The organism is Ruegeria sp. AM2, from assembly GCF_056540685.1.
Genome location: NZ_JBQFXE010000010.1, coordinates 61055 through 84481 on the forward strand (window position 1 = coordinate 61055; position 23427 = coordinate 84481).

The window sequence follows — 23427 nt, forward strand, 5'->3', positions numbered from 1 at the left end:
CTGAAAGGATGTCTTGGATTTGTCACGCTTTTGGCCTTGAAGGACGCCGGCCGGTCTTTGGTTGGCGAATCGCTCTGCCGTTGGGCTGTCGCACTGCGCGTTGGCCTGCTCGGTCGACTTCAACTCCGACGCCTATGCGAACGTGCCCTTGGTCCAGCCGTTCGTGATCTTCAGCGTCTCGATCGTGCAACGCTGGACCGATCCATGATTGCCGGATTTGACGCACTTGCCTGCCAGATCGACGGAGCGTGTAGTTCTGAAACTGGCGGTCAAGGCAGGCGTGTTCGATCCGGACAAAGCGCAATTGGCCGTGGAACGCTAGGCGTGGCGTGCCAAGGTATTGCCAGTAAAGCCACCATGTCGTGCCAGTACTTGGGGCGGCTTACAGTCCGAACATGGCCAGAGTCGCAGTGACGTTCTGAACCACCCCACCGGAGAAGCCCGTCCGCGTCCGAAGCGGCCCGAAACTTTGGCGCATGCGCATTTTTTGTCCTGTTCGGATATCAGTAACATCCTGTTTTTGAACGAAAGCCAAGTGTCGCGATGATGCATGTAATAAGATGCATTGCTGACGGGCGTTTAAAATCACACCAATCCTCCCATATAACGGAAATCCGGTTTTGATTTTCCAACATGAAGGTATGCGCCTCGCGTGTGCTTTCCATCCATATCAGTGAAGGTGAGTCCGATGAAATTCATTCTCAAAGGAAGCCTGGTAACTCAGATCATCATTGGGCTTGTCGTCGGCGTCCTTCTTGGCGCTGTCTGGCCAGATGCTGGCAAAGCCGTGGGATTGCTCGGAGATTTCTTCGTCGATGCCCTCAAGGCAGTTGCGCCTGTGCTGGTGCTGATCCTGGTTTGCGCTGCTATCACCAATCACAAGCGGGACAGTCAGGCCCGGATGGGTCCGGTTGTGGTTCTGTATATTATCGGCACCTTTGCTGCGGCGTTACTGGCTGTAGCTGCCAGTTTCGCGTTTCCCGTATCGTTGAATCTTGCGGTGCAGGCGGAAACCATGGCGGCACCCGAAGGGCTGGGTGAGGTCGTCAAGAACATCCTGCTGCGGCTGGTAGATAATCCGGTCAATGCCATCGCGCAGGCCAACTACATCGGGATTCTGGCGTGGGCCATTGGGTTGGGTCTCGTTTTCCGGCATGGGTCGGACACGATGAAAACACTCATGTCCGACCTTGACAACGGGATCACCAAGATTGTTTCGGCAATCATCAGGGTCGCTCCGATCGGGATATTTGGTATCGTGGCCTCGACCATCGCAGAAACCGGATTTTCGACACTTGTCAGCTATGGCAACTTGCTGCTGTTGTTGATCGGCTGCATGGTGGTCATGGCGCTGGTGATCAACCCGCTGATCGTTTTTCTCCGCATCCGTCAAAACCCCTATCCTTTGGTCTTCACCTGCCTCAGGGAATCCGGCATCACCGCATTTTTCATGCGCAGCTCGGCCGCCAACATTCCGGTCAACATGGAGCTGTGTCGGCGGATGAATCTGGATGAAGAAACATATTCTGTCACCATTCCGATCGGCGCGACCGTCAATATGGGCGGCGCTGCGATCACGATCACCGTGATGACACTGGCCGCGGTGCATACTGTCGGGATCGAGGCGGACTTCCTGTCTGCCCTGTTGCTGAGCGTCATCGCGGCCGTTGCGGCGACCGGCGCATCCGGCGTGGCCGGTGGATCGCTGTTGATGATCCCGATGGCGGCCAGCTTGTTCGGCATCGACAATGCAACCGCCATGCAGGTGGTCAGCATCGGGTTCATTGTTGGTGTGCTGCAGGATTCAGCGGAAACCGGGCTCAATTCGTCGACGGACGTTCTGTTCACTGCGGCGGGCTCATACGCTCAGGGCGACCCCTATCCGACAAAGCTGCCGCTTGAGGAAGTCGCGGCCTAAAAGGTGAGGGCCAGTAGCAAATGTCGGGCGGGGGCAATGGCTCTTGCCCCGATACGATGACCGCGCGCCCCGCAGCTGCCGCGCCGGCTGATCACAGTGGTCAGAACCACGCGAAAATCTGGCGGATGAAAGTTTCGATGAGAAGCGTTCAAGGTTCATTTTACCGATGCCACCGCCGGCGATGCAGTGGGCCGGACAAGAGAGGAGACATAGAAAATGCTATGCGGTATCGGGCAGTTCCGTGGCTACTGTTTTCACGTCTGGACCATTCAGCGTCGTGGCACAGGCCCAATCCGAAAGGCGATCGACCACTTCAATTCACATGCGCGCGTGACCAAGAATCAACGATCCAGTTGAGGCGGCGTTTCCGAAGAATCCGGCCCATCACTGTCAGCCCTATTGGACAAACAGGCTGCATAAACCTGCATCCTGTCGTCCTCCGTACTGTTACAGACATGTTCACTGCCACTATCATCATGGAAGGCATGCAAGGAAGACCCCGCTCGGGTGGAGGCCGCACGTATCGCGTGTACAACTAGTGACTCAGCTGCTGTTTGGTCTGCCCGAGGTAAAATAATGTCGGACAAAATACTTGTTTTTGTCCGACATTATATGCAACGCTGATCGTATCTTCGGAATCGGAGCAAACGGTCAGTGCCGCAGACACCCGACAAACCTCAATCCGTGACACAGCCAGGCGCAGGCCTGCAGAAGCTGCCGCGCGGCAGCACCAGCAAGGATGTTATCGACGCGCTGTCGCAGATGATCGAAGCCAACGGGTTGACGATCGGCGACAAGCTTCCGACCGAGATCGAGATTGCGCAGCAATTGGGGATCAGCCGCGCCAAGGTGCGCGAGACGCTGACCTCATGGCAGAACATGGGCATCGTGGTGCGCAACAAAAAAGCCGGCACCCGACTGGCGGCCGAGGTGGTTTCAAACTCGATCCATCTGCCCGTCTCAGTCAAACTTGAGGCCGAAAGCCTGTTGCGGACCCATGCCGTGCGCCGCCCGCTTGAGATTGAGACGGTGCGGCTGGCAGCGCGCCACGCCGATGCGCAGCAAAAACGGCTGATCATGGCGCGGGCGATGGAGTTGATGGCGTCCTATGAGGCCGGAGAAGACTGGCGCGATGCAGATCGTCGGTTCCACGACACTCTGCACCAGGCATCGGGGAACCCTTTGTTCGGACAGCTGATCCTGCAAATTCAGCAGGGTTTCAACGAGGTTTACGAGGCACCTTTTGGGCAACCTCATCTGGGGCAGAGCAGCATCCCGTTACACCTGCCGATGGCCGAGGCCGTTATCGCCGGAAAAGGCGAAGAAGCCGCGCGGCTGATGGAAGAAATCCTTGCATTGGTCGAAACTGAATTTCGTCAAGTGATGGAGCATCAGAATGACTGAAGCCCCGGACCTTGCCACGCTGCTGGCGGCTGTGGCCGACGAAACAATTGGGTCCGTTGCGCCGCCGATTGTCCAGACGTCACTGTTCACCTTTGACAACTACAAGGCGTTCGAAGACCGGATGGCCGGTTTGACCGATACCGCGCTTTATACACGGGTTCAGAATCCCACGGTTACGGCGTTTGAAACGTTGATGGCACAAGCCGAAGGCGGAGAAGCCGCCGTTGGTTTTGCCTCGGGCATGGCAGCAATTTCATCTGCTCTGCTGGCCTTCATCCGTCCAGGCGACCGGATCGCCTGTGTCGAGAATGTTTACCCGGACACCTATCGGTTCATGGAGCGAATGTTGCGGCCAATGGGCGTCGCAATCGAATATTACCCCGTTGACCGGTTCGAAAATGACGCCGACTTGCTGCAGGACGTCACGCTGGCCTATCTGGAAAGCCCCAGTTCGGTCATCTTCACCCCGATGGATTTGCGCCGCGTCGGTGACCATGCCAAGCGGCATGGGGTGCTAACGATGACCGACAATTCCTGGGCCAGCCCTGTGTTCCAAAACCCGATTTCTCTGGGAATTGATATCGTGATCCACTCTGCCTCGAAATACATATCGGGGCATTCTGACACGGTTGCGGGCGTTGTTGTTTCCTCCCTGACCCACATCGCCCGCATCCGTGATCTGACGCTGCCGCTGCTGGGGGCCAAATTGGCTCCATTCGAGGCTTTTCTGCTGATCCGCGGATTGCGCACTTTGGCCGTTCGGATGCGACAGCACGAGGCAACGACCAATGCGTTTGTCGACCGGCTGTCCGCCTTGCCGCAGGTAACCGCGATCCATTCACCCGGCGCCAACACGGTTCCGGGCCTCAAGGGCCGGTCTGGCCTGATGTCGCTGGAATTCGACGACAGTGTCGACATTCCATCTTTTGCCGATGCGCTTTCGATCTTCCGTCTTGGCGTCAGTTGGGGTGGGTTCGAAAGCCTGATCCTGCCCGCCCGCGTCGGGTTGGCGCAGGCAGGGGAACAGAATTCAATGCAGAGATTTGGGGTTTCACCGAACCTGATACGTCTAAGCCTCGGGCTGGAGGACGTTGACGATCTTTGGGCAGATTTCGAGCACGCGCTCGCAACAAGCACCGTCTAAGCGGGCATTCACAACAGTTCTTTCATGGAGGGAAACAGAGAATGAAACGCATACTGACAGGGTTAACCCTGGCGGCCACTCTGATGGGGTCGGCAGCCTATGCCGAGACCAAGCTGAAACTGGTCGAGGTGATAACCAGCCCGGAACGGACCGAGGTTTTGCAAGGCCTGGTTGATAATTTCGAAGCTGCCAACGAAGGCGTCACCGTCGAGATCGTGTCTCTGCCCTGGGGCAGCGCGTTTGAAAAGCTGGCCACGATGGTTGCCGGTGGCGACATTCCGGATGTGGTGGAAATGCCTGACACCTGGCAGGCGCTCTATGCCGGTTCGGATCAGTTGGTAAGCCTCAAGGACTACGTGGCCGACTGGGAACATGGCGGTACGCTGACCGACAAGACCGTCGCGATGGGGTCGCAGGCCGGGGACCTCTATATGATCCCTTACGGCTTTTATCTGCGGGCGATGTTCTACAACAAGAAACTGCTGGCCGAGGCAGGTGTCGACAGCCCTCCGGGCACGATGGAAGAATTCATGGCAGCCTCGGCCGCGGTTTCCGAGCTAGACGGCAAGTACGGCTATTGCCTGCGCGGCGGTCCCGGCGGCACGAATGGCTGGGTCATGTTCAGCTCGGCCCTGAATGGTACAAATGAATTCTTCACCGAGGATGGCAAGAGCCGGATCAATGAACCCGGTTCGGCCGAAGGCATTCAGTTCATGATCGACCTTTACCAAAAGGGCTATGCCCCCAAGGACAGCGTCAGCTGGGGCTTTAACGAGATCGTGGCCGGGTTCTATTCCGGAACTTGCGCTTTCCTCGATCAGGACCCCGACGCATTGATAGCAATCGCCGAACGGATGCCTGCGGAAGATTTCGCCGTGATCCCGATGCCGGTTGGCCCGTCCGGCAAGGCGTTCCCGACCATTGGGTTTTCGGGCTGGTCCGTGTTCAAGGCCACCGAACATGAGAAAGAGGCGTTCGATCTGGTCGCATCCCTTTCCTCGCCTGACGCCAATGCCACCTGGGCCAAGCGCGTGGGCGTCATCCCGATCCATAAAGGTGCTGATCAGGACCCGTATTTCAAGACTGAGCAGTTCAAAGGCTGGTTCGAGGAACTGAATGGTGAGCAGTACGAGCCCACAACCATGCCCACCTATCTGGAGCAATGGGGTTACTTCGCCAGCACCGTTTTGCTGGAATCCAGTCAGGAGGCCTTGCTGGGTCAGCGCAGCGCACAAGACGTTGCGGATGAGTGGGCCGAGATGCTGACCGACGAATACGCGAAGTGGAAAGCTGGTCAATGACCGCGCGTCTGCAAAAAACTGTTGTGCCCGGATCAACCCGGGCGCGACGCTCGCTTTACTTGCAATACCTGGTCGAGCCGTTTTTCTACCTGTCCCCGGCGCTGATTCTGATCGGGGCGGTGATGATGGTGCCGTTGATCATCGGCATTTCCTATTCGTTTCAATCCATCGAACTGTTGAACCCGTTCAAAACCGGCTGGGTGGGGTTTGAGAATTATCTCGACCTGTGGGGGGATCGCAAATTCTGGATCGCCCTTGAAAACACTTTTTTCTGGACCTTCTGGTCCATCACCTTTCAGTTCCTGTTGGGCCTTGGTTTGGCTATGTTGCTGAATACTGAATTTTTCGGCAAACGCTTGTTTCAGGCTTTGGTATTTCTGCCTTGGGCCGTGCCCACCTTTCTGTCGGCCCTGACATGGGCGTGGCTATTCAATCCGGTCATTGGCCCGCTGCCGCACTGGCTTGCCGCGTTGGGTGTATTGTCGGAACCCTTCAACATCCTTGGCGATCCCAACCTTGCCATGTGGGGGCCGATCACCGCCAATATCTGGTTCGGAGTGCCGTTTTTTGCCATCACCTTGTTGGCCGCGCTGCAATCCATCCCATCCGAACTCTATGAAGCCGCCGAGATTGACGGCGCCTCACCCTGGCAGATCTTCACCAAGATCACCCTGCCGTTTCTGGCCCCGATGATCGCCATCACTGTGATGCTGCGCACCATCTGGATCGCCAACTTCGCCGATCTGATCTTTGTCATGACGGGCGGAGGTCCGGCCAATTCGACGCAGATCCTGTCGACCTACATCTTCACCACCGCTTTCCGAAAGCTGGATTTCGGCTATGCCTCGACCATCGCGGTCGCGCTTTTGTTTATTCTGCTGATCTATGCCGTGATCCTGTTGTGGCTGCGCAAGAAGCTGGTGAAGGTCTGATGTCTTCCGTCGTTTCCCGCAACCCTGCCCTGATTGTTGGCAAATATGCCGCTCTGGCCTTCTATCTGCTTTTTGCGCTGTTCCCACTGTATTGGCTGGCCAAGATTGCAATCACCCCGGATGCGCTGATCTTCTCGGAAGGGACGCGGTTGTTTCCAAGTGCGACCACCTTCGAGAATTTTACTACCGTGCTGTTCCAGACCGACTTTCTGGCCTATTTCCGCAACTCGCTAATCGTGTCGCTGGGCACGGCATTCGTGACGACCCTGATCGCCGCAGGCGCGGGCTATGCCTTCTCGCGCTTCGTGTTTTCGGGCAAGCGGATCATCATCGCGGTAATGCTGATCACCCAGATGTTTCCGCTGCTGATGATCATCGCGCCGATCTACAAGATCGTGGCCGATCTGGGTCTGCTGAATTCGCTAACCAGTCTGATTATCGTTTATACCGCCTTCAATATCCCCTTCGCCACCTTCCTGATGCAGTCCTTCTTTGACGGCATCCCCACCGATCTTGAAGACGCGGCGATGATGGATGGCTGTTCGCGGTTTCAGGCGCTGCGGCTGGTTGTATTCCCCCTGACCCTGCCCGGGCTGGGAGCAACGCTGGGCTTTGTCTTTACTGCCGCGTGGTCGGAACTGCTGTTTGCGCTAATGCTGATCTCGAAGAACGACGCGATGACTTTCCCGGTGGGGCTGCTGACTTTCGTGTCCAAGTTCTCGGTCGATTGGGGACAGATGATGGCTGCGGGAGTGCTGGCACTGATCCCCAGCTGTTTGTTCTTCATCTTCATTCAACGCTATCTCGTTCAGGGGCTCACCTCGGGCGCGGTCAAAGGATAGGAGGCCGCAATGGCGCGTATCGAACTTTGCGATGTCAGCAAGAACTATGGCTCGGTGCAGGTGCTGCGCGACATCAACCTGGATATTCAGGATGGCGAGTTCGTGGTTCTGGTTGGCCCGTCAGGCTGCGGAAAGTCCACGCTGCTGCGCATGATCGCCGGGCTTGAGCCGATCACCGGCGGTGACTTTCTGATCGACGGTTCGCGCATGAACGACGTGCGCCCGCGGGATCGGGATATTGCGATGGTGTTCCAATCTTACGCGCTCTATCCCCATATGGACGTAGCCCGGAACATGGGCTTTTCGATGGAAATCCGCCGTGACCCGAAAGACGAACGCCAGTCGAAAGTTGCGAAGGCCGCTGAAACGCTTGGTCTCAAACACCTGACGGACCGATTGCCCAAGGCGTTGTCGGGCGGTCAGCGACAACGCGTTGCCATGGGGCGTGCCATCGTGCGCCAGCCTCGCGCCTTTCTGTTTGACGAACCGCTGTCGAACCTTGACGCGGCCTTGCGCGTCGAAATGCGCCTGGAGATTGCGCATCTTCATCAGCGGCTGGGGGCGTCGATGATCTACGTCACCCACGATCAGGTCGAAGCCCTGACGCTGGCGGACCGGATTGTCGTTCTGAACGGAGGCGTCATTCAACAAGTCGGCAGCCCGCTGGAACTGTACGAAAGGCCAGCCAACAAATTCGTGGCGCAGTTCATTGGCTCACCCACAATGAACGTCGTGCCTGTTTCGGTAACTGAAACAGGGATCGCTTTGCAAAACGGTGCGATGCTGGAGCTAAATTGGGAACAGTCGATCTCGGGTGCTGCCGAACTGGGCATCCGACCCGAACACCTGGATGTCGTAGCACCCGGTGCCGGCGACTTTGATGCGGTTGCGGATGTCGTCGAACATCTTGGATCGGACACGAATATCTACGTTAATGTGGATGGGATCGGCCCTCTGATGGTTCGCAAACATGGCAACGTCCCTGCTAAGCCTGGGGATAGGTTGGGTTTGCGGTTCGTCCGGCAAAACATCCATGTTTTCGACCGCGATGGAACTGCCATTGAACGGGGTCATGAAGGGTTTGAGCATTAGGCTGAGACCACAGTTGCTGAGGCAACCCGTCAGAAAATCCAAGCGGACCGCAAACCTTGACAGGGCGCAACCCTAGCTGGCCTTGCGGGTTGCGATGCGCGTTCGATCAAATGGCAACCCCCCCATCATGCCACTGGGCACAAGGTCGCCAACGCGCATACCGATGACGGAAAAGCTTCAGCTGCTGTTTTCAATGCCGGTGCAAATGTGCGATCCGGCATTACCGGCACCACCGTCCAGGTTTTCCCTGAGGTCCCGGAAATGGCGACTTTTGCCGGGTTCCTGATGATGGGTCGGGAGGCCGCGGCCCGAATGCTGCCGCGCGGGCGGGGGACGATCTTCTTTACTGGTGCAACGGCAAGTGTGCGCGGCAGAGCCGGGTTTCTTCTTTTTCGGGGACCAAACACGCATTGCGGGCATTGGCGCAGTCGATGGCGCGAGAGCTTTGCCCTAAGAACATCCATGTCGCCCATACGATCATTGACGGCATGATCGACAGCACCTTTATCCGTGATAACATACCCGGCGTCGATCAACTGCAAGAAAGCGATCAATTTCTGAACCCCGACCGCGTTGCTGAAAACTACGCCACGTTACACAACCAGCCGCGCAGGGACTGGACGCATGAGCTGGACCTGCGCCCGTGGAATGAGAGATGGTAGAAGGAACCCTTTATGCTCCCCCAAATTGAGTTCATCTATGATATGGCCAGCCCCAACGCCTATCTGGCCGATCAAGCCATTCGTGGAATCGAGACCCGCACCGGAGTGACCTTTGCTTACAAACCTTGTTTGCTGGGCGGGATCTTCAAGGCCACGGGCAATCGGCCTCCGTTCGTGGTGTTTGGCGATGTCAAAGGCAAGATGCAGTATGAAAAGGTCGAGATCGCGCGCTTTGTCCGCAAGCACGCTTTGACCAAGTTCCAGATGAATCCGCACTTCCCGGTGAATTCGCTGCTGCTGATGCGGGGCGCGGCGGCGGCCCAGATTGATGGGATGCAAAAGGACTACGTGCAGGCCGGCATGGTCGCGATGTGGGAAAAGGGCTTGAACATGAGCGATCCCGACGTGTTCACGAAGGCGATGGACGACGCCGGGCTTGACGGCGCGCATCTTTTGGCGCGGGCCAATGAGCCAGACGCCAAACAACGCTTGATAGACAATACCTCGGCTGCGGTAGATCGTGGCGTCTTTGGCATTCCTTCGTTCTTCGTGGGCGACGAAATGTACTTTGGCAAGGAACGTCTGGGTCAGGTTGAAGAAGCCATTTTGGAAGCCGCCGAACAGGCGTAGCCTAAATCTGAAACAGCAAAATCAGAACTGCACATGAAAACCAAGATCACTTGATCGTTCGAAATCCAGCATCCGATCATCCGGGCCATCATCGACGGCGGCGATAAGAACAGTAAACCGCCAGATGCAGCACAGGGCCGGTGATGTCCTACCTCAGGCAAGCCATGATCAAGGTGATCCACAAATGTGCCTCACTTCGCCATGCGTTGAAGGCGTAGGAAATCGGTTGTGACGCGGCCTCGGTCGACGGGTTCGACTGTCGCAGGCGCCAGGGCGAAGATGACGTGTCCAACTTGATCCGGATGCCCCGAGCGGATGGGCTTGAGATCCCCTTTGTGGCCTCGGTCGGGCGAGCGGATGCGGATCGCACTATCGTGGGCCGTCTGGCCCATTTCAGGGCGGCCTGATCCCGATCACTGAATACCCCGCGCCGTCCCGTCGAGCCCCGCTGGTTCTGGCTTAGACCAGGGGCGTTTCAGCATAAACCTTAAGCGAGTACTGTTGTCGGCCAAATTGCCGAGGCCATTGCCACGATGAAGGAAAAAGGCAAACCTGCTTCTTGTCATGCGCTACAGAAAAGGGAGTATCCCCAATGAAACAAGCTGTTCTGGTCTCGACAGCCCGCACCGGGCTGGCCAAGTCCTTCCGAGGTGGGTTTAACAACACCCACGGGGCCACTCTGATGGGTCATTCCATACAGCACGCGGTGGACCGGTCCAAGGTTGACCCCGCACTGATCGAGGATGCCTTCGTCGGCTGCGGTTTTCCCGAAGGGGCGACCGGGGCCAACATCGCGCGTCAGGCAGTGCTGCGTGCCGGCCTGCCGGTGACGGTAGGGGCGACGACAATCAACCGCTTCTGTTCCTCGGGGTTGCAGGCGATTGCGATGGCTGCGCATGCGGTGGTGCAAGATGGTGTGCCCGCCGCAATTGCGGGCGGTGTCGAATCGATCTCGCTGCGCAATCAGAAGCCGGGACCGCATGACCGCGACCACTGGCTGTCCGAGCACAAGCCTGACGTCTACCTGACCATGATCGAAACCGCGGATATCGTGGCCGCGCGCTATGGCGTTACGAGAGAGGCGCAGGATGAACTTTCCTTGGAAAGCCAGAGACGCACCGCTGCCGCCCAAGCCGCCGGCAAATTCGATGATGAAATCGTGCCGATGGAGACAGTGCAACTGGTCAAGGACAAGGAAACGGGCGAAATTTCAGAGATGGCCGTGACGATCACTCGCGACGATTGCAACCGGCCAACTACTACTTTGGAAGGCCTTGCAGGATTGGAGCCCGTGCGCGGCGCGGAACATTTTGTCACCGCTGGGAATGCCTCGCAACTGTCGGACGGGTCGTCAGCCTGTGTTGTGATGGATTCCGAGGTCGCCGAGCGCGAAGGGTTGCAACCATTGGGCGCGTTCAAGGGCTTTGCTGTCGCAGGGTGTGAGCCAGATGAGATGGGCATCGGCCCGGTCTTTGCGGTGCCGCGATTGCTGAGACGCCATGGGTTAAGTGTCGAAGACATTGACCTGTGGGAACTGAACGAAGCCTTTGCCTCTCAGGCGCTTTATTGCCGCGAGACATTGGGCATCAACCCCGAGATATGCAACGTAAATGGTGGCTCAATCTCGATCGGTCATCCGTTTGGCATGACTGGCGCGCGCATGGCGGGTCACCTGCTGATTGAGGGGAAGCGTCGTGGGGCCAAACACGCCGTGGCGACCATGTGTATCGGCGGCGGTATGGGCGCGGCGGGTTTGTTCGAGATTTTCTAACATTAAATCATTGTTCTGAACTGGGCACCGGCTGCGAAAGTTGTCGGTGTTTCGTTCAAAAAACATTCCGCAATGCGGAATGAATGTCCGCATGTTGACGCTGTAGCTCCTAGCCGCTAAAACGCCCAAAACGCAGCCGGGAAGAGTGCATTGCACAGAATCCATCAGTTGATCGAAGGCAAGGACGCATCGGCTCTGGCGATCATCGACCACGATGGCGCGTGTCTCAGCTATGAGAATTTGTCGGACGCGGTGCGGAAGGCGGCAGAGTTACTGCTCTCTTATGGCGTGCGTCCGGGCGACAGGGTTGTGGTGCTGGCGGAAAACTGTGCGATCTATGCGGTGACCTGCTTGGCACTCAGCACGCTGGATGCCTGGATCGTGCCTTTGAACGCCCGTGCGACCAATCACGAAATTGATACGGTTGTCGCCCATTCGGGTGCGCGGTGCGTGGTCTTTACTCCGGATGTTTCCCCGGCGGCCAAGGCTCAGGCAGACCGGCTGGGTGCCCGCGCATTGGGTCAATTGGTGGCGTCGCCGCTTCGCGACACAGCTGCCGAACCCAAACAAGACAACGCAGAGCAAGTGGCCGCAATCCTGTATACCTCGGGCACCAGCGGTGCGCCCAAAGGCGTGATGCTGACGCATGACAACCTGCTGTTCATGGCGCACGCTTCGATGCAGCGGCGGCAGGCGACGGCGACTGATCAGGCGCTGGCGGTGCTGCCGGGCACGCATATTTTCGGGTTTTCCTCGATCATCCTGACCACGCTTCTGGCCGGAGGCAGCCTGCGATTCCAACCTCGGTTTGACCCGGCGCTGGTGATCGAAGGGCTGCAGGCAGGTGCCACCATGCTGTCGGGTGTGCCGCAGATGTTCGCGCTGATCCTCAAGCATTGCAAGGACAACGGGATCGAACGGGTCGAGACCGGCCTGCGATACATGTCCTCGGGCGGCTCGCCATTGGACCCAAGCTGGAAGCGGCGGGTCGAGCGGATATTCGGCCAACCCATACACAACGGCTATGGCCTGACCGAAGGCGCACCAGGTATAGCGGCCACGCAGATTGAACATCCGCCGCACGACGAAACCGTCGGTCCCGCGCTGCCTGGCATCGATGTTCGGCTGGACAATCCCGGTGCCGATGGGGTCGGAGAGTTGCTGGCGCGCGGGCGGAACATCATGAAAGGCTACTACCGGAACCCTGAGGCTACGGCTGATGCTTTCACAGAGGACGGGTTCTTGCGCACCGGTGATCTGGCGCGGATCGAAAGTGATGGCCGCATTTATATCGTGGGCCGCTGCAAGGAAGTCATCATTCATTCCGGCTTTAACGTCTATCCGCCCGAGATAGAGGCGGCGCTGAACGCCCACCCTTCGGTCACGCAGGCCGCCGTTGTGGGCCGGGCGCGAGACGGGAATGAGGACGTTCTGGCCTTTGTTTCCTTGCGCGTTCCGGCGACTGGGGCGGATCTGAAAGCATATCTGCGCGACGCTTTGGTCCGGTACAAAATCCCCCGCCACATCGTGATCACCGAGGCGCTGCCGCAGGCCGCGACGGGAAAAATCCTGAAACACAGGCTGGTCGAGACCTTTGCCTCGGAACTGGCGCAATTGGATGAAGAGGCCGACAATGCTTGACGCTTATATCTATGATGGGCTGCGCAGCCCCTTTGGTCGGCATGGCGGGACGCTGGCTTCTGTTCGACCCGATGATCTGGCCGCGCAAGTGTTGGAGGCGCTGGTCAAGCGCAGCACTTTTGAATCCGCCGAGATCGAAGACGTCATTCTGGGCAATGTCTGCCAGTCCGGCGAAGACAGCCGCAATGTCGCCCGCTATAGCGCCCTGCTCGCTGGTCTGCCGGTTGAGGTCGGCGGGCTGACCGTTAACCGCCTGTGCGGTTCGGGCATGTCGGCGGCGCTGGACGCGGCGCGTTCGGTCACAGTGGGTGAGGCGCCCCTGTACGTGGCGGGCGGTGTCGAAAGCATGACTCGCGCACCGTTCACCATCGCCAAGTCGGAAACGCCCTATGCCCGACAGGCGCAAATCTATGACAGCGCAATTGGTGCGCGCTTTCCCAATCCGCGCATCGCCGAGATGCATGGTGAATACCCGATGCCGCAAACCGCCGACAACCTGGCGCAGGATTATCAGATCACGCGCGAGGACTCGGATCGGTTCGGATACGAATCTCAGGCCCGTTTCGAAGCCGCCCGTGCGCGCGGGTTCTTTGAGGATGAGATTACACCGATCACCATCAAAGGCCGTAAAGGTGCAACCCATGAGGTCACGCAGGACGAACACCCGCGCCCGGATGTGCAGCTTGAAAAAATGGCATCACTGCGGACAATCTTCCCCGAAGGGGTGACAACGGCGGCCAACGCGTCGGGCGTCAATGATGGCGCGGCGATGCTGATGATCGGGGCAAAGACCGACCGCGCCGCGCCCCGCGCGCGCATCGTGGCAGGAGCCATCGCCGGTGTGCCGCCCCGGATCATGGGGATCGGCCCTGCTTACGCGGTGCCCAAGGCGCTGGACCGGGCGGGGCTGACCATGCCGGATATGGACCTGATTGAGATTAACGAGGCTTTTGCGGCTCAGGTTCTGGCCTGTTGCAAGCATCTGGATCTGGATCCTGCGGACAGCCGACTGAACCCGAACGGGGGCGCGATTGCAGTTGGGCACCCTTTGGGCGCGTCAGGTGCGCGGATCATCCTGACAGCCATGCGTCACCTCGAAGAAACCGGCGGGCGGTATGCCTGCCTGTCCATGTGCATCGGCGTGGGGCAGGGAATCGCCCTGATCTTGGAGCGCGTGTAAGGCCCATGTCGAACGCAGAGAGAGATCGCCGTTTCGCCTCGACTCTGGCAAAAGGGTTGCAGGTCATGCAGGCGTTCAAGCCCGATGATGCGTCACTGGGCAACCGCGAACTGGCGCGGCGCACGGGGATGCCGCCCTCGACCGTGGCGCGGATGACTTTCACATTGGCTTCGATGGGGTTTCTGGAACAGCTGCACCCGTCCGAGGCTTACCGGCTTGGCCCCTCGGTCATGGCGCTGGGATACACGGCGCGGGCGGGCTTGTCCTTTCTGCCGATGGCTGAGAATGTGATGCAGCAACTGGCCGATGACACCGGCGTGTTGGTGGCGCTGACTATGCGTCACGGCGATGCGGCGATGTTGACGCGCTGCTGGCGACCGCGCAACGCCTCTTCGCTGTGGCTGAGCGAGGGCCACCGCCTACCGATGGATCAAAGCGCCGCCGGGCGCGCCATACTGGCCGCCGACGCGGGCCAAAATCCTGCCACGGATCAGGTCTGCGCGGATCGCCAGCAATTAGAAAGCCGGGGCTACCTGATCTCGTTGGGAGGGTGGAACAGCGGTGTGAATGCTTGCGCTGTGCCCTTTCAGACATCACCGGGATCACAGCCATTTGCCTTTTTGTGCGGCGCGAACGCCTCTGATCTGGATGCGGCAAAACTGGAACAGACTGTTGCGCCGAAACTTCGCGACACGGTGCAAACGCTTAGGCTTAGCCTTGGGCATATGTGATTGAAAACAGGAGAACCTAATGACTGCGGTTAAAACGCGCAAAGACGGTCAGATCGCCCTTGTCGAGATCGACAACCCGCCGGTCAACGCAGCAGGCTATGATGTACGTATCGGGCTGGTGAATGCAGTGCGTGACCTAGCGAGCGATGAAGACATTAAGGTCATCGCGCTTTATGCGGCCGGTCGAACCTTTGTCGCAGGCGCTGATATTCGTGAATTTGGCCAGCCGCCGAAACCGCCGGTCCTGCCTGACGTGTGCGAACTGCTTGAGGCCAGTGCCAAGCCCATCGTCTGTGTCCTGCACGGGACGACTTTAGGCGGTGGGCTTGAAATTGCGCTCAGCTGTCATGTGCGGGTCGGGGTCAAGGGGCTGAAACTGGGCTTGCCCGAGGTGAATCTGGGCCTGTTGCCCGGCGCAGGCGGTACCCAGCGCCTGCCGCGTTTGGTCGACGGAACCACGGCGCTGACCATGATCACTTCGGGCAAGCCGATTTCGGCTGAGGCTGGTCTGAAGGCCGGACTACTGGATGATCTGCAAGAAGGTGACCCCGAAACGGTTGCTCTGACCGCCGCGCAGCAGGTGTTGGACGGAACGCTGACGCCCCGCGTGACCGCTGAACTGGACAATCGTATTACCGCCGACGAACTGGCCACCTTCCGGGCCAAAGCCAAGGGCGAGGTTGTCGAACGCGCACTGAAGGCCGCCGAGGCCAGCAGCTTGCCAATTGCTGATGGGTTGGCCGCTGAGCGCGCGCTGTTCGTCGAAGCTTTGGCCAGCAACGCTCACAAAGGTCTGAAACATGCGTTTTTCGCCGAGCGCGCCGTCGCGCATATCCCAGAGGCCAATGCCGAAGCGCGCGATCTGAACACAGGCGGCGTGATTGGTGGCGGCACGATGGGTTCGGGCATTGCCACGGCGATGTTGCTGGCCGGGATGCCCGTCACTTTGATCGAGATGGAAGAGGACCGCGTCGCATTTGCCCGCGAGACGATCACTAAAAACCTGGATGGGGCGGTCAAGCGTGGCAAGCTGTCCGAGGCACAGTGCAAAGCGGCGCTGGCTACGCTGACCTGCGCAACCGATATGGCCGCGTTGGCGGATGCGGATGTGGTCATTGAGGCGGTGTTTGAATCCATTGAGGTCAAACGCGAGGTCTTTGGCAAGCTGGATCAGGTCTGCAAACCAGGGGCCATTCTAGCCTCGAACACATCTTATCTGGACGTGAACGAAATCGCAGCCTGCACCAGCCGTCCGCAGGATGTGATCGGGCTGCACTTTTTCTCACCCGCACATGTGATGCGCTTGTTGGAAGTTGTGGTGGGCAAGGACACTGCGCCCGAGATCGTTGCGACCAGTTTCAAACTGGCCAAGAAACTGCGAAAGATCGCGGTTCGGTCCGAAGTGTGCGACGGGTTCATTGGTAACCGCATTCTGGCGCATTACCGCAAGTCCTCGGCCTATATGCAGCTGGACGGCGCGCCGTTTGAACAGATTGACGCCGCACTTGAGGGGTTCGGCTTCGCCATGGGACCGTTCGCCGTGTCGGATCTGGCGGGGCAGGATATCGGCTGGGCCACCCGCAAGCGGCAGGCCGAGTTTCGCCCTGCCGAGGAACGTTATGTCGAGATCGCAGACCGCGTCTGCGAACAGGGCTGGTTCGGGCGCAAAAGCGGCAAAGGCTTTTATGTCTATGACGGCAAATCTCGCAGTGTGAACCCGGCGGTCGCGAAATTCGCACAGGCCGAACGTGACGCAAAAGGCATCACAGCCCGCAGCTTTACCGATCAGGAAATCGTTGATCGCTATATGGCCGCGATGGTGTCCGAGGCCGCGCGCGTGGTCGAAGACAAAATCGCCCTGCGCCCCATCGACGTGGATGCGGTTTTTCTGTTCGGCTACGGATTCCCTCGCCATTGGGGTGGCCCGTTGCAATATGCCGACATCACCGGACTGGATGTTTTGATCCAGCGGATCGAGCATTTCGCAAAAGAAGACCCTCATTACTGGAAGGTGCCCGCCTTGCTGCGTGAGTTGGCGGATGCTGGTAAAACCTTCAACGATCTGAACAAGGGGACCTGAACGTGGACCTGAGCTTCACACCCGAGGAAGAAGCGTTCCGCGCCGAGGTTCGCGCCTTTCTGGACGAAAACCTGCCCGAGGACGTTGCCCGCAAGGGACGCAACACCGAAGGGCTGACCAAAGAGGAAATGGAAGACTGGCACGCCAGGCTGAATGCCCGTGGCTGGCTGGCCGTGACGTGGCCCACCGAATATGGCGGCCCCGGCTGGGGTGCGGTGGAACGCCATATTTTCGAAGAAGAATGCGCATTGGCCAACGCGCCGCGCATTGTGCCGTTTGGCTTGAACATGCTGGGTCCGGTGCTGATCAAATTCGGCTCTGACGCGCAGAAAGCCACTATTCTGCCGCGTATTCTGGATGGCTCGGACTGGTGGTGTCAGGGGTATTCGGAACCGGGTGCGGGCTCGGATCTGGCCAGCTTGAAAACCCGCGCGGTGCGGGATGGGGATGACTATGTCATCAACGGCCAGAAAACCTGGACCACACTAGGTCAGCACGCCAACAAGATATTCTGCCTTGTGCGCACCTCGACCGAGGGCAAGCCGCAGGAAGGCATCAGCTTTATTCTGGTAGATATGGATACGCCCGGTGTGGAACTGCGCCCGATCATGCTGCTGGATGGCGGGCATGAGGTGAACGAGGTCTTTTTCACCGATGTCCGTGTGCCGCTTACCAATCTGGTGGGCGAAGAAAACAAGGGCTGGACCATCGCCAAGTACCTGCTGACGCATGAGCGCACGAATATCGCCGGGGTGGGCATGTCGGGCAAGGATCTGGAGAAGCTCAAGTCTCTGTCGCAGCAATTGGTGCGGGGCGGCAAGCCGCTGGCGCAAGATCCGCTGTTTGCCGCTGAAATGGCCGAAGTCGAGATCGACCTGGAAGCCATGCGCGTGCTGAATCTGCGGATGCTGTCGGCGGCCAAGGAAGGGGCTGCGTCGGGGATGCAAAGCTCGATGTTGAAGATCAAGGGCACGGTGATCCGGCAACGGATTCAGAGCTTGATCAAGACCGCGCTTGGCGCGTCTGCCGCGCCTTTCCCGGCCCGTGATTTGCCCGAAAACGCGATGTCCGTGCCGGAAGAAGCTGCGGGGGGCGCTGCCAATTACTTCAATAATCGCAAACTCTCGATCTTTGGTGGATCGAACGAGATTCAACGCAACATCATCGCCAAAGACATGTTTCGGAGCTGAGCCATGGATTTCAACTTGAGCGAAGACCGTCAGATGCTGGCGGACACCGTGCGGCGCTATCTGGCGGATCAGTATGATTTCGGCATTCGCAACGCCGCCATCGACGCCGCGCCGTTCCATTCGCCGGCGAACTGGTCTGAACTGTGCGACCTGGGTCTGATCGGCGCCTTCGTGCCCGAAGATCAAGGTGGGTTCGGCGGAGCAGGGTTTGACATCACCACTGTGTTCGAGGAATTGGGCCGGGGGCTGTGCCCAGAACCGATGCTGGCCGCCCTGATGAGCGTACGCACCGCCGCCGAATGCGGGGCGGAAGCGCTGGTCGCAGAGATGATCGAGGGCAGCAAACGACTGGCGCTGGCCGTGTTTGAACCCGATGCAGACAGCCTGCCGCTGATCCGCACCAGCGCGGACAAGTCTGGAGATGGCTGGGTTCTGAACGGGCGCAAATCGGTGGTCTATGGCCTGCCAGGGGCCGATGGCGCTCTGGTCGCGGCGCGTACCGATGCGGGGATGGGTCTGTTTCTGGTCGAAGCACCCGAGACCATCGACTATGCCATGATCGACGGAGGCGGCGCGGGCGAATTGATCCTCGACTCTGCGTCTGCGACCTGCATCAGCGAAGACGCCGAAACCGTCATCGAGGCCGCGCTGGACGCGGGCCGTCTGGCGTTGTGCGCCGAAGCCGTCGGCGTGATGGAAGTACTGGTTGAGATGACAGTCGATTACCTCAAACAACGCAAACAGTTTGGCCGCCCCATCGCCAGTTTTCAGGCGCTGCAGCACCGCGCGGTCGATATGGCGATCGAGATTGAACAATGCCGGTCCATCACCATTCTGGCCGCCAGTAAGCTGGGTACAGATGAGGCAAGCAAATACGTCGCCATGGCCAAGAACCTGATTGGGCGTACCGGAGCGTTGATATCTGAGGAAAGCATCCAGCTGCATGGCGGTATCGGCATGACCTGGGAATATCCCGGCTCGCATTATGCCAAGCGTTTGTCGATGATCGATCACCAGCTGGGCGACCGCTATGCGCAGCTGCAGCGCGTGATGGCGGCCTGACCCGTCTGCCAAGCTGTTCTGTTTGACACCTGAGCCCCGACGCTGATCGTCACCATCAATGAACCGGCGCGTCGCAACCTGCTGTCGCGTCTGGTCTTAAAGCCGGTCAATGCCGCGTTATGCGGTGCCCGCGCGCCGGGTTCGGATATCTGGCTGGTGGTGATCACGGGGGCCAGCGGTTCTTGTTAGCCGGGGCAAGTTGCGGGTATTAAAACAACGCCGCGACATGCCCCGGCAGGACCGAGAAGATCGGATCGAACACCTGCATTCTAAGATCCGTGCCGCTCGTACCGGCCTTACTATTTGCGAGCATCGCGCCATCGTAAGCCATTACGATTGATTAGGACCATGCCGTCGCTCGAAAATCACTAGGTTCCGCGACTAGGCCACGGACTGAAGCAGATTTTCTGCTGCCAGCCGCCCAAATCTGTTGGCGGCTTTTGGACTTGCGCCTGTGATAAGGCGACGGTCGGCGTGGCAGGACGCATCCGCCTTTGAGTTTACGATCTCAACACCCAGAGATTTCAGCCGTTCACCGAACATCCACGGCATCGGGCCCGGCAAATAGCCGATCATCGGGGTCTGTTTGTCCACGGCATCTGGAAACGCCGCAATTTTATAGCCGCTGTAGACAAAGTCCGCTTCGTCGCTCGCGGCCAGCAAACCCGCAGGGCCGTGGCAGATTGACAGGGTGAACAGATCCTGTTCATGCGCCCAACGCAGCAACCTGCCCAGATCATTGTTCTCGGGCAGGTCGATCATGGCCCCGTGGCCGCCTGGAATGAACACGGCTACATAGGGGGTCTCGTCACCCATCGACGACGCAACAAACTCGGCCAGACTGCCCGGATTGGCGAAAGCCTGTGCGTAATCCTCGTATAGTTTCATCACCGCTTCGTCTTCACGTGGCATTGCCCAATCCTCGATGATCACGGGCGCGCCGGTTGGCGTGACGACATCTGCGTGAAAGCCGGCCGCCAGAAGGTGCAGCATGGGCAAGCCCAGTTCAACCGGGTGGTTGCCGGTCGAAAACATTTTGCCGTTTGCCATGGTCAGATTGCGCTGTTCGGTGCAGACGATCAGCACGCGCTTGTCACCCCCCGTATAGGGGGCCGCATATGCTCCGCCGTCGTAGTCCGTTTTGGCAGAGGTTGCCAGTTTCAGCGAAAGCGGCGAAGGTTCGTATGCGCCGTCAGCTGTGGGGGTGGGGTCTGCCTTGAGCAGTTTTCGGATAAATCCCATGTGATTTCCTGTCTGCACTCAGTTGATTTCGGTCACGATAGCTTCGCGGGATTTGCGAACTTTGGGCATCGGCAATAGCCAGTCGCCTTCTTCCGCCCGGTACCCAAGAGGCATCAGGATTACCGACCGCAGGCCCTTGTCCTGCAAGCCCAGAATCGCATCCACGGCGGCAGGATCGAACCCTTCCATCGGGGTGCTGTCGACTTCTTGCTCGGCGGCGGCAACCAGACCGATTCCAAGGGCGATATAAGCCTGACGTGCGGCGTGGGCATAGTTCACTCCGGCATCACGCGGCACGTAGTTTTCTTTCAAATTGCCGTAGTAGCCGTGAATCAACGGTAGGTCCCCGCGCGCCTGCACGTTCAGGTCCACAACTTCGTCAATGCGGGCTTCGGTATAGGTGTCCCATGCGGCGAACACCAGAAGATGTGAACCATCGGTGATCTGCTCTTGCCCCATTGCGGCTTTGGCAATTTCTGCGCGCAGGTCGGAATTGGTGACCACGATCAGTTCGAAAGGCTGCGTTCCGCTCGAGGTGGGAGCCATGCGGATCGCGTCGATGATTGCGTCCACTTTGCTCTGCGGAACAGACTTCGCGGGGTCCATTTTTTTGGTGGCGTAGCGCCAGTTCAGGTGATCGTTCAGCGTTTTGGTAGTCACGGTCATTGGTCCTATTGTCAGCACCCAGTTTGGGCAGTAAACATTTGTGACTGACTATCTAATGAGCACTGGTTTGCGCCACAAGAAGGCACAAATTTGTCTCTCGGTTACAAAATGGGAACTGCCATGCTGGATGATAAACGCTGCCCGGATAGCAAACGCATCAACGAAGTTCTGTCACGGGTCGGCGATCGATGGAGCGTTCTCGTGGTCATCTCACTGGCCCAATACGGAACAATGCGATTCAATGAGTTGAAACGGAATCTTGGCATTTCGCAACGTATGCTCAGCCTGACCCTGAAAGAGCTGGAACGCGACGGGCTGGTGAACCGCATCTATCACCCGACGATCCCGCCAAAGGTCGAATACAACCTGACGGAAATGGGGGATTCATTTCGTGAGCCGGTCACAGCGCTTGGCTACTGGGCACTGGAAAACTTGACCAGGATTGATAAGGCTCGCACTGCCTACGATGCGGCTGTTTCGGATTGAAAAGCTTGCCTCTAGATCAACCTAATATTTGTAAGGATTGGTGTTTCGCTAGAAGCGAAGTTTCTGCCGATGTGCTGCCCGAAACACTGAAAATCTACTTTTGGCGAGGTTGAGTTCAATAGCCGCTTGCTTGATACAAGATGGAAGACGAACAACTCATTATCTGCCGGCTATCCATGCCACAGTTGTCCTGAAAACCCCTGCAACGCACTTTCGTTTCAAGCCCAAATCAAGACAATTTCAATCGCGTTTTCAAAAGCCGCTTCGATATTGTCTTGGTGTTTCGCCTGTCCACCTACGGAATGCTCGGTGAAAGCTGGCTGCGTCTGAAAACCCAAGAACGAAAGCGATTTCCTGTGTGCTTAGGTCCGCATCACGCAAGTATTTTTGTGCGATTTCCTGCCGGGTCTCGTCGAGAATGTCGCTGAAGGTTGTGTTTTCACGCTTCAGAAGGCGCCTTAACGTGCGACTTGTAAGCCCGATCTGCGTTGATATCTGATCCATGTTCGCATCAAAAAACGCGCTGCGAACCAGCGCTTTTCGAACTTTCCCCGAGATGCGGCCCGAGCCGTTGTTCAAAATCTCGGACAGCTCTTTTTCGCAGATCTCAGTGATCTGTTGAAAAGTTCTGTTGTTGCCCAATTCAAGTCTGCGTTCATTCCATTCAGAGGGAACGCAGAACCGGTTCCGTTCAGCCCCAAACCGATACACCTCGGCGGCGTCTTCCTCGACAGTATAGAAACTGTTTTGCAGACATCGTAACTCTATCAGGTTTGATTGATAATCCTGGCCCAAGACGTCTTGATGCAATGAAAAAAATATTCCCATTTGGAGACATACGAGAAAATCGTAGAAATCAGAGGAATGCGCGACCAACGCGGCCGGCTCAAACTCCCAGCCCTGCAACTTGCCGTCGAAGACAAACTTTATTTCGGCGGTAGGCGCCGCCAGTGAATGAAATTTCTCTGCAAATCTCACAGTTTCCCGATACCGCGTTCCGCTCAAGACGGCGTAACCAAACAACCCATAGTCGGAAATATGCAGAGATTTGCCAATCTCATACGGAATAGTCGGATGCCAGCGCTGTTCAGAGATGTTTCTTAGAACATTGAGAATCTGGTTGAGTGAAACAGTGTAGTCTTTGTTCGAAAGCTCTGATCGATCGACACCAGTTCCATCAAAAACGCGGATTTGGTCCAACCCGCGGCGCTTCAATACCCGCGCTGCCGCATTGAGTTTTGAAGTGGAATAGTGCTGGTCCTTCAAAGCACGTCCTTTAGTTTCCGCAAGCGCTTACTGTTTAGTATAGCACCAAGAATGGCGCATTTTAAACAGTCTGTGCAATACTAAGGGAAAGCAAAATGCCAAAAGCCGGATGCCACTGATGGCGGCTGGCCAACAGGTTTCACCATTCGCAGATTTAGCGGTGCCGCGAATGATTTGCATTGCCTGG

22 protein-coding genes are annotated in these 23427 nt (G+C 57.9%); 19 read left to right on the forward strand and 3 right to left on the reverse strand.

Annotated elements, in window-relative coordinates:
* Positions 1-61: 61 nt before the first annotated feature.
* The 18 genes from ACR0CR_RS16385 (at position 62) to ACR0CR_RS16470 (ending at position 19580) form a co-directional block, all read left to right on the forward strand.
* Positions 62-208 carry a hypothetical protein gene (locus ACR0CR_RS16385; RefSeq protein ID WP_480601079.1) on the forward strand — a complete coding sequence of 49 codons (147 nt, stop codon included), beginning with the start codon at positions 62-64 and terminating at the stop codon, positions 206-208.
* A gap of 480 nt (positions 209-688) precedes the next feature.
* Positions 689-1918 carry a serine/threonine transporter SstT gene (sstT, locus tag ACR0CR_RS16390; protein WP_480601081.1) on the forward strand — a complete coding sequence of 410 codons (1230 nt, stop codon included), beginning with the start codon at positions 689-691 and terminating at the stop codon, positions 1916-1918.
* A gap of 654 nt (positions 1919-2572) precedes the next feature.
* On the forward strand, positions 2573-3322 hold the full coding sequence (locus tag ACR0CR_RS16395) for a FadR/GntR family transcriptional regulator (protein ID WP_480601084.1): 750 nt from the start codon (positions 2573-2575) through the stop codon (positions 3320-3322).
* Positions 3315-4466, forward strand: coding sequence for an aminotransferase class I/II-fold pyridoxal phosphate-dependent enzyme (locus ACR0CR_RS16400; RefSeq protein WP_480601086.1), 1152 nt, complete (start codon positions 3315-3317; stop codon positions 4464-4466). The genes ACR0CR_RS16395 and ACR0CR_RS16400 overlap by 8 nt, the downstream gene beginning before the upstream one ends.
* Positions 4467-4507: 41 nt before the next feature.
* Positions 4508-5767, forward strand: coding sequence for an ABC transporter substrate-binding protein (locus ACR0CR_RS16405; RefSeq protein ID WP_480601088.1), 1260 nt, complete (start codon positions 4508-4510; stop codon positions 5765-5767).
* Positions 5764-6699 (forward strand): carbohydrate ABC transporter permease, encoded by a 936-nt coding sequence (locus tag ACR0CR_RS16410; RefSeq protein ID WP_480601091.1) that lies wholly within the window; start codon positions 5764-5766, stop codon positions 6697-6699. The genes ACR0CR_RS16405 and ACR0CR_RS16410 overlap by 4 nt, the downstream gene beginning before the upstream one ends.
* Positions 6699-7541, forward strand: a complete 843-nt coding sequence (locus ACR0CR_RS16415; RefSeq protein WP_480601094.1) for a carbohydrate ABC transporter permease — start codon at positions 6699-6701, stop codon at positions 7539-7541. Before ACR0CR_RS16410 ends, ACR0CR_RS16415 begins: the two co-directional genes overlap by 1 nt.
* A gap of 9 nt (positions 7542-7550) precedes the next feature.
* On the forward strand, positions 7551-8633 hold the full coding sequence (locus ACR0CR_RS16420) for an ABC transporter ATP-binding protein (RefSeq protein ID WP_480601097.1): 1083 nt from the start codon (positions 7551-7553) through the stop codon (positions 8631-8633).
* A 431-nt stretch (positions 8634-9064) separates the two neighbouring features.
* A complete protein-coding gene (locus ACR0CR_RS16425; RefSeq protein ID WP_480601099.1) occupies positions 9065-9295 on the forward strand; it encodes a hypothetical protein in 231 nt (76 codons plus the stop codon).
* A gap of 12 nt (positions 9296-9307) precedes the next feature.
* Positions 9308-9925, forward strand: a complete 618-nt coding sequence (locus tag ACR0CR_RS16430; protein ID WP_480601102.1) for a DsbA family protein — start codon at positions 9308-9310, stop codon at positions 9923-9925.
* Positions 9926-10209: 284 nt separating this feature from the next.
* On the forward strand, positions 10210-10332 hold the full coding sequence (locus tag ACR0CR_RS16435; protein WP_480601104.1) for a hypothetical protein: 123 nt from the start codon (positions 10210-10212) through the stop codon (positions 10330-10332).
* 185 nt (positions 10333-10517) lie between these two features.
* Positions 10518-11696, forward strand: a complete 1179-nt coding sequence (locus tag ACR0CR_RS16440) for an acetyl-CoA C-acyltransferase (protein ID WP_480601106.1) — start codon at positions 10518-10520, stop codon at positions 11694-11696.
* 150 nt (positions 11697-11846) lie between these two features.
* Complete coding sequence (locus ACR0CR_RS16445) at positions 11847-13337, forward strand: class I adenylate-forming enzyme family protein (RefSeq protein WP_480601109.1); 1491 nt, start codon at positions 11847-11849, stop codon at positions 13335-13337.
* Positions 13330-14517: an acetyl-CoA C-acyltransferase gene (locus tag ACR0CR_RS16450; RefSeq protein WP_480601111.1), complete on the forward strand. Its 1188-nt coding sequence runs from the start codon at positions 13330-13332 to the stop codon at positions 14515-14517. Before ACR0CR_RS16445 ends, ACR0CR_RS16450 begins: the two co-directional genes overlap by 8 nt.
* 5 nt (positions 14518-14522) lie before the next feature.
* Positions 14523-15248 carry an IclR family transcriptional regulator gene (locus tag ACR0CR_RS16455; RefSeq protein ID WP_480601113.1) on the forward strand — a complete coding sequence of 242 codons (726 nt, stop codon included), beginning with the start codon at positions 14523-14525 and terminating at the stop codon, positions 15246-15248.
* A 19-nt stretch (positions 15249-15267) separates the two neighbouring features.
* Positions 15268-17328 (forward strand): 3-hydroxyacyl-CoA dehydrogenase NAD-binding domain-containing protein, encoded by a 2061-nt coding sequence (locus ACR0CR_RS16460; protein ID WP_480601115.1) that lies wholly within the window; start codon positions 15268-15270, stop codon positions 17326-17328.
* A 2-nt stretch (positions 17329-17330) separates the two neighbouring features.
* Positions 17331-18518, forward strand: coding sequence for an acyl-CoA dehydrogenase family protein (locus ACR0CR_RS16465; RefSeq protein WP_480601117.1), 1188 nt, complete (start codon positions 17331-17333; stop codon positions 18516-18518).
* Positions 18519-18521: 3 nt separating this feature from the next.
* A complete protein-coding gene (locus ACR0CR_RS16470) occupies positions 18522-19580 on the forward strand; it encodes an acyl-CoA dehydrogenase family protein (RefSeq protein WP_480601119.1) in 1059 nt (352 codons plus the stop codon).
* 381 nt (positions 19581-19961) lie between these two features.
* On the opposite strand, the gene hchA is transcribed toward ACR0CR_RS16470, so the two are convergent.
* Together hchA and ACR0CR_RS16480 are read right to left on the reverse strand one after the other, a co-directional pair.
* The gene (gene hchA, locus ACR0CR_RS16475) at positions 19962-20822 is read right to left on the reverse strand and encodes a glyoxalase III HchA (protein WP_480601122.1); all 861 of its coding nucleotides are present in this window, start codon (positions 20820-20822) and stop codon (positions 19962-19964) included.
* Between the two features lie 18 nt (positions 20823-20840).
* Entirely contained in the window at positions 20841-21488 is a 648-nt protein-coding gene (locus tag ACR0CR_RS16480; RefSeq protein ID WP_480601125.1) for an NAD(P)H-dependent oxidoreductase, read from the reverse strand.
* Positions 21489-21608: 120 nt separating this feature from the next.
* On the opposite strand from ACR0CR_RS16480, the gene ACR0CR_RS16485 reads away from it, so the two are divergent.
* Entirely contained in the window at positions 21609-21974 is a 366-nt protein-coding gene (locus ACR0CR_RS16485; RefSeq protein ID WP_480601128.1) for a winged helix-turn-helix transcriptional regulator, read from the forward strand.
* 252 nt (positions 21975-22226) lie between these two features.
* On the opposite strand, the gene ACR0CR_RS16490 is transcribed toward ACR0CR_RS16485, so the two are convergent.
* On the reverse strand, positions 22227-23240 hold the full coding sequence (locus ACR0CR_RS16490) for an AraC family transcriptional regulator (protein WP_480601131.1): 1014 nt from the start codon (positions 23238-23240) through the stop codon (positions 22227-22229).
* Positions 23241-23427 lie beyond the last annotated feature (187 nt).

Excerpts from the sequence above, each read along its gene's own strand:
- ACR0CR_RS16405 (WP_480601088.1), top strand. The coding sequence starts at position 4,508 with ATGAAACGCATACTGACAGGGTTAACCCTGGCGGCCACTCTGATGGGG.
- hchA (WP_480601122.1), bottom strand. The coding sequence starts at position 20,822 with ATGGGATTTATCCGAAAACTGCTCAAGGCAGACCCCACCCCCACAGCT.
- ACR0CR_RS16470 (WP_480601119.1), top strand. The coding sequence starts at position 18,522 with ATGGATTTCAACTTGAGCGAAGACCGTCAGATGCTGGCGGACACCGTG.
- ACR0CR_RS16485 (WP_480601128.1), top strand. The coding sequence starts at position 21,609 with ATGCTGGATGATAAACGCTGCCCGGATAGCAAACGCATCAACGAAGTT.
- ACR0CR_RS16440 (WP_480601106.1), top strand. The coding sequence starts at position 10,518 with ATGAAACAAGCTGTTCTGGTCTCGACAGCCCGCACCGGGCTGGCCAAG.
- ACR0CR_RS16410 (WP_480601091.1), top strand. The coding sequence starts at position 5,764 with ATGACCGCGCGTCTGCAAAAAACTGTTGTGCCCGGATCAACCCGGGCG.
- sstT (WP_480601081.1), top strand. The coding sequence starts at position 689 with ATGAAATTCATTCTCAAAGGAAGCCTGGTAACTCAGATCATCATTGGG.
- ACR0CR_RS16420 (WP_480601097.1), top strand. The coding sequence starts at position 7,551 with ATGGCGCGTATCGAACTTTGCGATGTCAGCAAGAACTATGGCTCGGTG.
- ACR0CR_RS16450 (WP_480601111.1), top strand. The coding sequence starts at position 13,330 with ATGCTTGACGCTTATATCTATGATGGGCTGCGCAGCCCCTTTGGTCGG.
- ACR0CR_RS16480 (WP_480601125.1), bottom strand. The coding sequence starts at position 21,488 with ATGACCGTGACTACCAAAACGCTGAACGATCACCTGAACTGGCGCTAC.
- ACR0CR_RS16460 (WP_480601115.1), top strand. The coding sequence starts at position 15,268 with ATGACTGCGGTTAAAACGCGCAAAGACGGTCAGATCGCCCTTGTCGAG.
- ACR0CR_RS16455 (WP_480601113.1), top strand. The coding sequence starts at position 14,523 with ATGTCGAACGCAGAGAGAGATCGCCGTTTCGCCTCGACTCTGGCAAAA.
- ACR0CR_RS16430 (WP_480601102.1), top strand. The coding sequence starts at position 9,308 with ATGCTCCCCCAAATTGAGTTCATCTATGATATGGCCAGCCCCAACGCC.
- ACR0CR_RS16415 (WP_480601094.1), top strand. The coding sequence starts at position 6,699 with ATGTCTTCCGTCGTTTCCCGCAACCCTGCCCTGATTGTTGGCAAATAT.
- ACR0CR_RS16425 (WP_480601099.1), top strand. The coding sequence starts at position 9,065 with ATGGCGCGAGAGCTTTGCCCTAAGAACATCCATGTCGCCCATACGATC.
- ACR0CR_RS16400 (WP_480601086.1), top strand. The coding sequence starts at position 3,315 with ATGACTGAAGCCCCGGACCTTGCCACGCTGCTGGCGGCTGTGGCCGAC.